Consider the following 12,139-nt stretch of genomic DNA (forward strand, 5'->3'; position numbering starts at 1 on the left):
CATGTCAGTAGAACAAACGCATCCTCCAGCCCTAAGACAATATTGCCGAAACCTGGTGGAAACCAAGGCTTTTGAGCGGTTTATTATCGCCGTTATTGTGATCAACGGGGTGATTTTGGGGTTGGCAACGGTTCCAAGTTTAGAAGCTGAGTATGGCCCTTATTGGGAAATAGGCAATCAGATAGTGATTGCCATTTTTGTCATTGAAGCTGCTCTCAAAATTTACGCCGTTGCTCCCCATTACAATCGTTATTTCGGTAATGGTTGGAATTTATTTGATTTTTTTGTGGTTGTTTTTTCCCTGATACCGGCTACCGGGCCGTTTGCTCCTATCGCTCGCTTGGCCCGCTTATTCCGGCTGATGCGATTGATTTCTGCGGTTCCGGAAATGCGTCTTGTGGTCAGCACCCTGGTACGCTCTATCCCTAGCATTGGTCATGTGTTATTGCTGTTGGCAATCCTGTTTTATATCTATGCGGTTATTGGTTATCACTTGTTCCATGAACATGATCCGGCCCATTGGAATTCCCTTGGCCTTTCTTTGTTGACTTTGTTTCGAGTGGTCACCTTAGAGGATTGGACGGATGTCATGTACACCGCCATGGAAGAATATCCCTTGGCTTGGATTTATTTCGTCAGCTTTGTGGTGGTGGGCACCTTCGTGGTGGTTAATCTGTTTATTGCGGTGGTCTTGAACAATTTGGAGGCGGCAAAGCGGGAGCATTTGGAGGAGTTAAGGCATCCCCCTAAGGCCGAGGAATTGCTTGCCGAACTACGGGAGACCCAGGCCACCTTAGGGCGATTGCAGGAGCGGCTAGAAACGGTAACGCGGGCTCCCCTGGAGGAGGTAAAGGAGCGTCCCGTTGATTGAGCCCTTGTTGCGGGTCGAAGGGCTCAAAACCTGGTTTGAAACCCCGGCAGGGACGGTACGGGCCGTCGATGGGGTAGATTTTGACATTCGCCAGGGCGAGACTTTTGTTTTGCTGGGGGAGTCGGGGTGTGGTAAATCCATGACGGCGCTTTCTGTGATGCGCCTGATACCTGCCCCCCCAGGCCATATGACTGCACGCAGGGTCGTCCTTGATGAGGAGGATCTGCTGGGGTTGCCGGAAGTGGCCATGCGCAAGCTGCGAGGCCGGAAGATGGCGATGATTTTTCAAGAACCCCAGACTTCCCTTAATCCTGTGTTTACCGTGGGGGATCAAATTGGCGAAAGTTTACGGGTCCATCTCGGCCTGCGGGGTCGTTCTCTACGTCGCCGAATCCTAGATCTTTTGGAGGCAGTGGGGATTCCTGATCCCGGGCAGCGCGTAAATGATTATCCCCACCAGTTCTCGGGAGGGATGAAGCAGCGGGTGATGATTGCCATGGCGCTCGCTGGTGAACCAGAGCTGCTGATTGCCGATGAGCCTACCACCGCTTTGGATGTGACCATCCAAGCTCAGATCCTAGCATTGTTGAAGCGGCTGCAGGAGGAGCGAGGCCTCTCCATTCTCCTAATCACCCATGATTTGGGCGTGGTGTCCCAGGTGGCCGATCGGATTGGGGTGATGTACGCGGGCCATTTGGTGGAACAGGCGAGCCGGGAGCGTTTTTTCACCGATCCCCTTCACCCTTACTCCCGCAAGCTGTTTGAGGCCCTTCCTCACCGCGGTAAACGGGATCAGCGTTTGAGTGTTATCCGCGGCAGTGTCCCCTCCTTGGCCCAACCCTTTAAGGCTTGCCGTTTTGCTGACCGTTGTGATTTTGCTTGGGATGCTTGCCAGGGACAGGCCCCTAAATGGCTTTTGGCTGAATCGGGTCACTATGTTCGGTGTCACCTTTATGACCCGGAGATCGCGCCAACCCGGCCTCATACCGGCCAAGACAATGGTTATCGCTCACCTTTGTCAACAGTGCAGCCCACCGGGCAGGCCTTGCTCCAGGTTGAAGACCTTAAAGTTTATTTCCCCATTCGAAAGGGGATTTTGCAACGGATTAAGGGCTATATCAAAGCGGTCGACGGGGTTTCCCTGGGAATTCGGCGGGCTGAGACTTTGGCTTTAGTGGGCGAGTCAGGCTGTGGCAAGACCACTGCTGGTAAGGGGATTCTGCAGTTGTTACCGGTGACGGCCGGTCGGGTGCAGTTTAGTGGTGAAGAATTGACTCGGCTGAAAGGCCGCGCCCTGCGCCGACGGCGGGCTGATTTTCAGATTATCTTCCAGGATCCCTTTGCCTCTATGAATCCACGTATGACCATTGGTGATATTGTGGAAGAGGGTATGATTGTGCAGCGGGTGGAGGGCAGTGCTGAAGTTCGGCGACAACGGGTGGCTGAATTGTTGCGGCGGGTGGGGTTGCCCCCTGAGATTCGGGATCGCTATCCCCACGAGTTTTCCGGGGGACAGCGGCAGCGGATCTGTATTGCCCGGGCCTTGGCCGTCAAACCTAAATTCATTGTCTGTGATGAGCCCACTAGCGCCTTGGATGTTTCGGTTCAAGCGCAAATCCTCAATTTGTTGCGTGAAGTGCAGCACGAGTTTGGTTTGTCCTATTTATTCATTACCCACAATTTGGCGGTGGTTGAATATTTGGCCCATCGGGTCGCGGTGATGTATTTGGGCCGTATCGTGGAGGAAGGCACGGTAACAGAAGTGCTTCAGCAGCCCCGGCACCCCTATACCCAAATGCTTCTTGAGGCGGTGCCAATGGTAGAAGGGGAGCAAAAATCCAAGAAGGTAACCCACTCCGGGGGTGATCCCCCTTCACCAGCCAACCCACCGAAGGGTTGCCATTTTTATTACCGCTGCTCCCACGCCATGGCAATTTGCCGGGAGCAGTATCCTAATGCTGTTCAAATTTCCGCTACCCATGAAGTTTACTGTTTCTTACATCGCTAAAGGATCTTTTTCTCTATAATTATTAATCACTAAAGGTTGCTTTAGATTCCAGGGAGCTGTGGTGTGTATGAAACGCCTCTTGCTGGTTCTGTTCCTGTGCGCTTGCAGCCCGGTTGCAGAGTATGATTACGCTGAGGAGCGGGCCGCCATGGTGCAGGCTATCGAAGAACAGGTCCGCCTCACCAGTCAATGGATAGATCAGCCCAGCTTGAATCCGCGGGTCATGAAAGCGATGAGGACAGTGCCCCGTCATCAGTTTGTGCCGGAAGAATATCGTCGACTTGCTTATCGGAATCACCCTTTGCCTATTGGCGATAAGCAAACGATTTCCCAGCCCTATATTGTGGCGCTTATGACCCATTTGGCGGAGCCTGATCCGGAAGCTGTGGTGTTGGAAGTGGGGACGGGATCAGGTTATCAGGGGGCGGTATTAGCCCACTTAGCCAAGCAAGTCTATACTATTGAGATTATTCCAGAGTTAGGCAGACAAGCGGCGGAACGTTTGCGTCGGCTAGGCTTTGATAACATCGAAGTACGGATTGGCGACGGCTACTATGGGTGGGAAGAGCATGCCCCTTTTGATGCCATTGTCGTCACTGCCGCCCCCGAACAAATTCCTCCCAAACTAATTGAGCAGCTTAAGCCTGGCGGTGTCTTGGTGATTCCAGTGGGTCGTGATTTCCAGCAGCTCATGCAGGTAAGAAAAGGATTGGAGGGGGAAATAGAAACTCGACGGCTTATCCCCGTTAAGTTTGTTCCCTTGACCGGCGAACATTGAGCTGACAAAACTGGATAGGGCAATATTTGCCCCGCCGGGGAGTGGCCTTGGGTCTGATATAATCCTAAAAACGGCATTTGACTGCTTAGAAGCACTGGAGAGGGCGCTGTGAATCCCAATTTTTTGGCCGCTGATCTGTTTCACCATTAAAGTGGCGTTGCTACGCACCTGGTGGCACGATTGGCGGGCCAGCTAGCAGTGCTGATTCTCCTATTGGAGGCGGCCCAGGGTGTTGGTCGCGCCTTGCTATCCCGCGCACTTGGCTCCTTCCAACTGCCGTTGCTAGGATAATGATTTCTGCTATTTCCTATCTTTTTTTAAACTATCCATAATCGTTATGCTCCATTTCAAGCAGGACTCTTGTTCACCCCATAAAGCCCAAAAAATGGCATTTCTCGAACAAGGGTCAGATCGTTGTGTGATGTGCGGCTTGTGCCTGCCTCATTGTCCTACTTACCGTCTAACGGGGGATGAAAGTGAGTCTCCCCGGGGTCGGATTGCCCTTATGGGGGCATTGGCAAAAGATCAACTCATTCCTACCCCGCGCTTGCTCGGTCATTTGGATCGATGTCTGACTTGCCGCGCCTGCGAGGCGGTTTGCCCCTCTCTTGTTCCTTATGGCCGCTTAATTGACACCGCCCGTGCCCAGGTTCGGGGGGAGCGTTCCCGCTGGCAGCGCTTAAAGAAACATTTTCTCCACCAATGGATAATACCCCGTCCAATGATACTCCGGGGCCTTGGAAGAGTAGTAAGGCTGGCCCAACTCACCGGAGTCGTTGGGTTAGCTCGCCGGAGTGGATTATTGGGAGCTTTAGGGGGGGGGCCATTGGAGTCTCTTATGCCTAGATTGCCTCCCCAGCGAAGCTGGCGGTCCTTTTACCCTGCGGAGAACGAAGAGCGAGGTCGGGTCGCTTTATTTACCGGTTGTGTTGCCAATGTGGTGGAACAACCTTTGTTGAGGGCAACAGTGCAATTACTCAATCGGCTGGGTTACGGAGTTCATATTCCTAAAGGACAGGTTTGTTGCGGCGCTTTGGCGAAACACGATGGTGAACCGGAACAGGCCTGGGCGCTAGCATTGCAAAATGTTAGGTCCTTCGAGGACGCGGAAGTAGAGGCGGTGCTTTGCACTGCAAGTGGCTGCACCGCAAGCCTGGTAGATTATCCCCAGTGGGCGCAAGAGGAGGGAGCTGAGATCGCTGCTACCCGCACTTTTGCCCGTAAGATTCGAGAGGTTAATGAATTTTTACTGGACACGGCTTGGCCGAGGGAAGCGACCTTGAAGCCTTTAGAAAAACGGGTTGCTGTGCAGGAACCTTGCAGTTTACGCTATGTCCTGCGTCAACACGAGGCGGTATATGCTTTACTACGCCGAATCCCAAAGGCGGATATCTTGCCACTCCCCTACAACGAGCAATGTTGCGGCGCGGCTGGAAGTTATATGCTTACCCAGCCAACATTGGCCCAATCTCTGCGTGCCAGGAAGGTAGAGGCTTTAGGAAAAGTTCAGCCTGATATTTTGGTAACCTCCAATATAGGGTGTTCTCTGCACTTGGCGGCTGGGATAAGAGAGGCAGGCCTCCCTATCGAGGTATTACATCCTGTGCAATTGTTGGCCCGGCAGCTTAATCTTTAATAATAATATATACTTAGTCTTTTTTTTATTTCTGCATAAGGGGAGAGGTAAAGGTCTTTTTGTTGCATCGAGATAGGAGCAGGTTATCCTTAGATTAATTGCTCGATAATAGTAACGGAGTAGGAAATGGAAGGGAGAAGGTTGTCGCGGCTTGACTATGCCATCATCAATTTTGATAGTGCTTTACGCACGGTTTTCGGGGAACCCCAAGTGACCGAGCGGGCTAATCCTGCCGCTGGCATTGTGGAAGAGGGGTCAATGAGCGAGGAAGAACGGAGGCTTTCGGGATGTCTGATGCGGGTCAATCATGCCGGTGAGGTAGCCGCCCAGGCTTTATACCAAGGACAAGCGTTGACTGCACGCCTTACGGAGGTTCGCCAGGCGATGGAAGGAGCAGCCCGCGAGGAGAATGATCACCTTGCTTGGTGCAAGCAGCGAGTACATGAGCTGGGTACTCACACCAGCTATTTAAACCCTTTTTGGTATACCGGTTCCCTTGCTATTGGTTCCTTGGCGGGGATAGCGGGAGACAAATGGAGCTTAGGTTTTGTCGCTGAGACGGAACGTCAAGTAGTCAAGCATCTAGAGCGGCATTTAGATCGTATTCCTGATCAGGATGCCCCGAGCCGAACTATCTTGGAGCAAATGCAAAAGGATGAAGCTCGACATGCCACAGTGGCCTTGGAATCCGGTGGTGTAGAGCTACCTACGCCCGTCAAGGCTTTAATGGGAATAGTGTCGAAAGTAATGACCCGAACCGCTTATTGGGTATAGCCTTTCTCACGAATGCAAGAGAAAGTGAGTCAGATGTTCAAGTCGTTAATATTTATATAGGAGCAAGCCATGGCCGGTATTAAACGTAGCGATTCTAACTACGTCCGGTCCGCCTACAGGCGGTCTGGTTCTGGACGACCTGATTATGGACGGTCCAAAAATCGAGGGCAGATTTGGTCCATTATCATTGTACTTTTATTAATCGTGGTGCTGGCAGGGGGTGCAGTGTGGATGTACCTCAACCGTTCAGGTGAAGAAGGAGCAGTGGTCAGCGAGGAAGCCGAAACCGTTAGCCCGGAAGTGGCTGAGCCAGGTCCTACCGAGCCAGCTCTCGAGGCGGAACCTCCCCCACCAAGGGCGGAAGAAGAAGTTGCCTCCGCGGCCCCTAGCGAGGAAGAAGACGAATTTGCTTCGATTTTGGAGGAGTTAGGAGGTATCGAAGAACCCACTGAAGAAGAGGCTCCCAGCCGAGAAATGGCGGAGCCAAAAACTCCGGCTACTGAAGCTGAGACAGCAATGAGGGCTCCTGAAGAAACTCCGATCTCTCCCCAGGATGAACCCCAGTTTTCTGATGAGGAATTAGCCGTACTTGAAAAGGAAGCAGAACAGGCGGTTGAAGAGAAAGCGGATCAGCTGACTGAAGAACTCAGTGAAGCTGAGCAGCTATTAGAGGAAGCTCAAGAGACGAAGGAATCCTTTAAGGAGATTCAAAAAGCGCAAGAGGAAGAACTTGCTGCGATTACTCCATCGAAGGAAAAAGCTCCGCCCAAGCCTGCAGCTCAGGAAGGATTTCCCAAAACGGTCACTGTTCAATCGGGCGATTCTCTCTCCCTTATTGCAAAGCGTGTTTATGGTGATGTGGATAAGTGGCGTTTAATCTACGAAGCTAATCAGGATCGTCTGGAAAATCCCAACCAACTGCTGGTGGGGATGGAGTTGACCGTTCCTGCCCCAAAATAAGTGAATAATTGTCAAAAAAAGGGCGAATCGTTTGCGATTCGCCCTTTTTTCATAGCTTCAGCTTCTATAGGAGAAGGGCGTTCCCCCTCTTCTTTTAAGGCACGCGCTGGTTAATCGTCACTGATACGGGGTCGGAAGGGGCTGCTGGAATAATACCTTTGGCAAATCCTTCGAAATCGCCACTTTGGGGCATTGGATTACCTGACCAAGAAATTCGAGCCCCGACTTTAAACTCGTTAAAGTTGGACATCTTCATGCTAGGCATCATTGCCATGGAATCATCTAGCACTACCGTTAGAGGCAAGTCTTTAACTTGATGACGAGCGGCAGCCAAGGGCATCGGTGGACCTTGGGCGGCACGGGCAAAAACGAATACGGTAGAGGTCTCAGAGACTTCACCCTCTAGGGTTGGATCAAGCGCTACTTTTACCTCAATGCGGGGGGCTTGATTACTCCCTTCATCAGTGCTGGCACGAGGCGTTGCCTGGCTGCGGGCTTCTGTGGTTCCACTGGCTGCCATTTCTGGCGACAGTTGTGCTAGGTGGGCGCGTACCATGCGTTCTTCCTCACTGCCTGGCGGGAGTTGAGAAGCAAGCCGTTCCAGATAGGTTTTGGCCTCCTCGTTTTGACTGGTTTGAAGTGCATTTACCGCGGCTAGCCATAATGCTTTGGGATGTTGAGGGGCAAGTTCAAGGGCGCGATGTACCAACTTCAAAGGGGCTCCTTGGAGGCGCCGACCTTGGCTTGCAGCAAGCGATTCCGCGTAATCCAAGATGACATCGGGATTTTCATCGTCCAGAGCATAGGCACGACCTAATGCTTCTGCTGCTTTTGCAAACTCATTAGTCGCAAGGTAGGTCCGGCCTAGCAATTGCCAGCCTCGGATATCCTCAGGGTTTTCTGCAAGGCGTGCTTTGAGCCCTTCCATGGCATGGCGCATGTTGTCCATTTCTTGCTGAGATTCCTTTTCCATGGCCAAGAACTGGGCGACTTCATCACTCGCCCCAAGTTGCTGGTAAGTTACAAAGGCCAGTGAGGGGGTGAGTACCACCAAAATAAGGGCTGTGGCCCAGTGCCGTTTTGTTTTAAGTTCAACAGAGGAGCCCGTGGCAAGATCGGCAGCCATCGCTTCTTCTAGCTCGCGCCGGGCCTGGGAGAATTGTTCCTCAGTGAGGGTGCCGCTGCGCAATTCGGCGCGCAGTTCCCGCAACCGTTCCCGATAGACCGCAATTTCTGCGGTAGTTTCGTCAAGTGTCTGTTGATCACGGCGACGCAATAAGGGAGGGAGTAAAAAGCTAAGGGCAAAGAGTACCATTACCCCTGCAGCTATCCAAAATGTCGACAAGGAGGTCATTTTAGTCCTCTTCCTCCAGTAATTTAGCCATACGGCGGTGTTCTGCTTCAGAAAGGGTAGGAGTCAAGCTTTGGTTACGTCTTCGCATTGAGACAATGAACACGCCGAATCCCAGTACCAAGAGTAATGCCGGCCCAAACCAAAGTAGATAAGTAGTGGGTCGTATGGGCGGGCGGTAAAGAACGAAATCTCCGTAACGCTGCACCAAAAAATCAACGATTTCTTCATTGGTGGCGCCCTCTTGCATCTTTTGATGAATCTCACGCCGCAAATCGCCGGCAAGGTCGGCATGGGAGTCGGCAAGGGACTGATTTTGACAGACCAAGCACCGCAATTCTTCAGCCAGTTGTTGAAATCTAGCTGCTTGGGTTGGGTCGTCAAACTCAAAGATAGCGGGATCGGCAGCGAAGGCCTGGGTTCCCATTAAGGTAATGACCAGAAGCAACCTCCGTATCATTTCAACCTCCTTGAGTCTCGAATGACTGAATTAAAGGGATTAGCTCCTCTTCAACGACCTTCCAGGTTAAGGGTCCAATTTGCTTATAACGGATAACACCTTGGGGATCGAGGAGAAAGGACTCGGGAACCCCGTAAACGCCCCACTCGATACCCACCTGGCCGTCGGCATCCACCGCAATGGTCGTATAAGGATCGCCTAGGTTGGCTAGCCACTGGAGTGCTGCTTCCCGTTTGTCTTTGTAGTTGAGGCCAATGATGGGCAATTGGGTTTCTCGTGCTAGACGGAGCAGAACCTCATGCTCTGCGCGGCAGGCGACGCACCAACTGGCCCACACATTGATCAGGGCCGGCTTGCCTAGCAGATCACTGCGGTAGATTTCTTGGTCAGGCGTTTTAAGCCGAGGTACCCCGAGTTCTGGAGCCGGTTTGTCAATGAACGGCGACGGGACCTGTCGAGGATCCCGTTGCAGTCCATCGGCAAAAAATAGCACTAAGCCTATAAAAACGATTAAGGGAATGGTATAGCGCAACATTAGACTTCAGCTGTAGCCGCAGGTTGAGAAGTTTTGAGCTGCTTAAAACGCATTTTCTGCATGCTCACCCGATAACGCCGATCGCTGACTGCAACGGCACCACCTAGGGCCATTAACAATCCTCCTAGCCAGATCCAGCGCACAAAAGGCTTAAATTGAATGCGCAGACTCCAAGTATTGTTCCCCAGTGAGTCTCCCAGGGCGACAAACAAGTCTCGGAACAAGCCTGCATCAATGCCGGCTTCTGTCATGGGGGAGGTTTGGACCCGGTAGATACGTTTCTGGGTTTGGAGCGTAGTGATCAATTCTCCACCCTTGAGAACGGATACGGTTCCTTCGAGGGCCCGGTAGTTGGGGCCATTTACCTCACGAATGTCATCTAAACGGAATTCATAGGCGCCTAATTCTGCGGCTTCGCCAATGGCAACGCCCACATCCCGATCCTGCCCATACATCGTTGTTAAGGTGACCCCTACAATGGAGACGGCAAAACCCAGATGGGCCAGGGACATTCCCATAAAGCTTCGCGATAGGGAACTTACCCCTGCAACTCCACCCCGGTTTCTAAGCCGATTCCAGAGCCCAAGAAGAGTGCTCAGGGCGATCCAGATAGCGACCGTAAGTCCAGCAGCTACGCTAAGAATTTCTCCTTTATCAACGGCATAAGGCACCAGGATCCCAATGGTTAGGCTGATGGCAAAGATAAAACCTAGTCTTTTGATGAGTTCACCCAGGCTTTGTTGCCTCCAGCGTGCTATGGGGCCTGCGCCTAACAGAAAGGCCAGGATGACCATTAAAGGCACAAACACGGTGTCAAAATAGGGCGGGCCCACTGAGATTTTACCTAGCCCCAAGCCCTCGAGAACCAGCGGATAGAGGGTGCCCAGCAACACACTGCCGGCCGCCACGATGAGTACTACATTGTTGGCCAAAAGAAAGCCTTCCCGGGAAAGGAGATGAAAACGGCCGGTGTCTTTTACCAACGGTGCCCGCATGGCATAGAGCAGCAGGGATCCGCCGACGGCGATTCCCAGCAAGATCAGGATGAAGACTCCGCGGGTGGGATCGGTGGCAAAGGCGTGTACGGAAGTGAGCACCCCGGAACGGACCAGGAAAGTTCCTAGCAGACTGAGGGAAAAGGCAAAGATAGCGAGTAATACCGTCCAGCGTTTGAAGGCATCGCGTTTTTCAGTCACCGCAAGGGAGTGAATGAGAGCGGTGCCAACTAGCCATGGCATAAAAGAGGCATTTTCTACCGGATCCCAAAACCACCAGCCGCCCCAGCCAAGCTCGTAGTAGGCCCACCAGCTCCCTAAGGTAATGCCGATGGATAAAAATAACCAGGCGACCACTGTCCAGGGTCTGGACCACCGAGCCCAGGCTGCATCTAGGCGCTTGCCAATAAGCGCTGCGATGGCAAAGCTAAAGGCTACGGAAAAGCCGACGTAACCCATATAGAGCATGGGAGGATGGATGACCAGACCCGGGTCTTGCAGCAACGGATTGAGATCTTGCCCGTCTAGGGGGGCGGGAAAGTGGCGTAAAAACGGATTGGAGGTCAGGATCATGAACAGCAAAAAGCCGACATTAATCATGCCCATTACCGCCAACACGCGCGCGATATAAGCCAGGGGGATGCTACGGCTAAACAGGGCGACGGCAACCATCCACAAGCCGAGAATGAGACTCCACAGCAGTAACGAGCCTTCGTGGGAACCCCAGATGGCGGCAAAGCGATAAGCCATCGGTAACGCGGAATTGGAATTGTTGACCACGTAGGCTACGGAGAAATCATTATTGATAAAGCTGATGGCAAGACAGGTGAAAGCAACAGTTAAAAAGAAACACTGACCGTAGGCCGCAGTTCGCGCCATGTTCATCCAGCCGATGACTCCACGCTGTGCTCCAACAAGCGGCAATATCGATTGGGCGAGGGCTAGGGTGAGTGCAAGAATTAGTGCAAGATGGCCAAGTTCTGGAATCATAGTTTGTCCTCGGTGCTGGCTTTGGTTTTGGCTAGTGCATCGGCAACCTCCGGGGGCATGTATTCTTCATCATGTTTAGCCAAAACTTCACTGGCTTCAAATACATTATTGGGTCCGAGTTTACCCATGGCAACGATCCCCTGTCCTTCGCGAAACAGATCAGGGAGGATGCCGCTATAGACCACGGTCACCGTCTCCGCCATATCGGTAAGCGCAAACTGCATATCTAGGCTGCCATTTTCCCGTTTCACGCTACCATCAACCACCACCCCTCCGACTCGGATGTTAGTGTCCGGGGGAACTTCTCCAGCCATGATCTGGGTTGGGTTGTAAAAGAAGAGAATATTTTTTTGAAAGGCTTTTAGTCCCAGTCCGGTGGCAATGGATACTCCTACAACCACCAGCATTACCATCGCAAACCGTCTTTGGCGCACAGTCATGACTTATCCTCCTGCTGTATCTGACGGGTTATTCGGCGTTGCCGGATTCGGGCTTGGACAATGTTGCCCACCAATACGATGGCAGCAATCCCGTAGGCCGTCCACACGTAAAGGGCATATCCGCCCATATGGAAAAATTCCTGCAATATATTCATAACTCGGGAGCAAATTTCGAGGTAGTGATTGAAAATATAACTATCGTAATTAAAGGCCGGTTAGCGGTTTCTCCGGCTATGGCAATGCCCTAGCAGCTAGGGCATTTAAACCTTTCCAGCGATATCATTGAGAAAGCCTGCCCGTGAAATGGACCCCAGAAGGGTGTGGTAGTTCATTGTTCATCG

At 52.2% G+C, this 12,139-nt stretch carries 12 protein-coding genes; 6 read left to right on the top strand and 6 right to left on the bottom strand.

The annotated features are described in order from the left end of the window. Window position 1 precedes the first annotated feature (1 nt). The 6 genes from NHAL_RS04150 to NHAL_RS04175 all read left to right on the top strand — a co-directional run bounded on the left by NHAL_RS04150 (window position 2) and on the right by NHAL_RS04175 (window position 7,027). Complete coding sequence (locus tag NHAL_RS04150; protein WP_013031913.1) at window positions 2-871, top strand: ion transporter; 870 nt, start codon at window positions 2-4, stop codon at window positions 869-871. Further along, on the top strand, window positions 864-2,879 hold the full coding sequence (locus NHAL_RS04155) for an ABC transporter ATP-binding protein (RefSeq protein ID WP_013031914.1): 2,016 nt from the start codon (window positions 864-866) through the stop codon (window positions 2,877-2,879). The genes NHAL_RS04150 and NHAL_RS04155 overlap by 8 nt, the downstream gene beginning before the upstream one ends. Before the next feature lie 148 nt (window positions 2,880-3,027). Then, window positions 3,028-3,657, top strand: coding sequence for a protein-L-isoaspartate(D-aspartate) O-methyltransferase (locus NHAL_RS04160; RefSeq protein WP_157862619.1), 630 nt, complete (start codon window positions 3,028-3,030; stop codon window positions 3,655-3,657). Between the two features lie 385 nt (window positions 3,658-4,042). Then, window positions 4,043-5,293, top strand: a complete 1,251-nt coding sequence (locus tag NHAL_RS04165; protein WP_238985437.1) for a (Fe-S)-binding protein — start codon at window positions 4,043-4,045, stop codon at window positions 5,291-5,293. 126 nt (window positions 5,294-5,419) lie between these two features. After that, the gene (gene coq7 / locus NHAL_RS04170) at window positions 5,420-6,067 is read left to right on the top strand and encodes a 2-polyprenyl-3-methyl-6-methoxy-1,4-benzoquinone monooxygenase (RefSeq protein WP_013031917.1); all 648 of its coding nucleotides are present in this window, start codon (window positions 5,420-5,422) and stop codon (window positions 6,065-6,067) included. Between the two features lie 69 nt (window positions 6,068-6,136). Further along, entirely contained in the window at window positions 6,137-7,027 is an 891-nt protein-coding gene (locus NHAL_RS04175; RefSeq protein ID WP_013031918.1) for a LysM peptidoglycan-binding domain-containing protein, read from the top strand. A 94-nt stretch (window positions 7,028-7,121) separates the two neighbouring features. On the opposite strand, the gene ccmI is transcribed toward NHAL_RS04175, so the two are convergent. Genes ccmI through ccmD form a run of 6 tightly spaced genes read right to left on the bottom strand, consistent with a single transcriptional unit; the run spans window position 7,122 to window position 11,953 of the window. After that, window positions 7,122-8,381 (bottom strand): c-type cytochrome biogenesis protein CcmI, encoded by a 1,260-nt coding sequence (ccmI, locus tag NHAL_RS04180; protein ID WP_013031919.1) that lies wholly within the window; start codon window positions 8,379-8,381, stop codon window positions 7,122-7,124. Between the two features lies 1 nt (window position 8,382). Then, window positions 8,383-8,838, bottom strand: coding sequence for a cytochrome c-type biogenesis protein (locus NHAL_RS04185; protein ID WP_013031920.1), 456 nt, complete (start codon window positions 8,836-8,838; stop codon window positions 8,383-8,385). 1 nt (window position 8,839) lies between these two features. Then, complete coding sequence (locus NHAL_RS04190) at window positions 8,840-9,373, bottom strand: DsbE family thiol:disulfide interchange protein (protein ID WP_013031921.1); 534 nt, start codon at window positions 9,371-9,373, stop codon at window positions 8,840-8,842. Next, window positions 9,373-11,358 (bottom strand): heme lyase CcmF/NrfE family subunit, encoded by a 1,986-nt coding sequence (locus tag NHAL_RS04195; protein WP_013031922.1) that lies wholly within the window; start codon window positions 11,356-11,358, stop codon window positions 9,373-9,375. The genes NHAL_RS04190 and NHAL_RS04195 overlap by 1 nt, the downstream gene beginning before the upstream one ends. After that, window positions 11,355-11,798: a cytochrome c maturation protein CcmE gene (gene ccmE / locus NHAL_RS04200; RefSeq protein ID WP_013031923.1), complete on the bottom strand. Its 444-nt coding sequence runs from the start codon at window positions 11,796-11,798 to the stop codon at window positions 11,355-11,357. The genes NHAL_RS04195 and ccmE overlap by 4 nt, the downstream gene beginning before the upstream one ends. Next, on the bottom strand, window positions 11,795-11,953 hold the full coding sequence (gene ccmD / locus NHAL_RS04205) for a heme exporter protein CcmD (protein WP_013031924.1): 159 nt from the start codon (window positions 11,951-11,953) through the stop codon (window positions 11,795-11,797). The genes ccmE and ccmD overlap by 4 nt, the downstream gene beginning before the upstream one ends. Window positions 11,954-12,139 lie beyond the last annotated feature (186 nt).

Origin of the sequence: Nitrosococcus halophilus Nc 4 (assembly GCF_000024725.1) — a bacterium.
Taxonomy (GTDB): domain Bacteria; phylum Pseudomonadota; class Gammaproteobacteria; order Nitrosococcales; family Nitrosococcaceae; genus Nitrosococcus; species Nitrosococcus halophilus.

Excerpts from the sequence above, each read along its gene's own strand:
- NHAL_RS04150 (WP_013031913.1), top strand. The coding sequence starts at position 2 with ATGTCAGTAGAACAAACGCATCCTCCAGCCCTAAGACAATATTGCCGA.
- NHAL_RS04160 (WP_157862619.1), top strand. The coding sequence starts at position 3,028 with ATGGTGCAGGCTATCGAAGAACAGGTCCGCCTCACCAGTCAATGGATA.
- NHAL_RS04165 (WP_238985437.1), top strand. The coding sequence starts at position 4,043 with ATGGCATTTCTCGAACAAGGGTCAGATCGTTGTGTGATGTGCGGCTTG.
- coq7 (WP_013031917.1), top strand. The coding sequence starts at position 5,420 with ATGGAAGGGAGAAGGTTGTCGCGGCTTGACTATGCCATCATCAATTTT.
- NHAL_RS04175 (WP_013031918.1), top strand. The coding sequence starts at position 6,137 with ATGGCCGGTATTAAACGTAGCGATTCTAACTACGTCCGGTCCGCCTAC.
- ccmI (WP_013031919.1), bottom strand. The coding sequence starts at position 8,381 with ATGACCTCCTTGTCGACATTTTGGATAGCTGCAGGGGTAATGGTACTC.
- NHAL_RS04185 (WP_013031920.1), bottom strand. The coding sequence starts at position 8,838 with ATGATACGGAGGTTGCTTCTGGTCATTACCTTAATGGGAACCCAGGCC.
- NHAL_RS04190 (WP_013031921.1), bottom strand. The coding sequence starts at position 9,373 with ATGTTGCGCTATACCATTCCCTTAATCGTTTTTATAGGCTTAGTGCTA.
- NHAL_RS04195 (WP_013031922.1), bottom strand. The coding sequence starts at position 11,358 with ATGATTCCAGAACTTGGCCATCTTGCACTAATTCTTGCACTCACCCTA.
- ccmE (WP_013031923.1), bottom strand. The coding sequence starts at position 11,798 with ATGACTGTGCGCCAAAGACGGTTTGCGATGGTAATGCTGGTGGTTGTA.
- ccmD (WP_013031924.1), bottom strand. The coding sequence starts at position 11,953 with ATGAATATATTGCAGGAATTTTTCCATATGGGCGGATATGCCCTTTAC.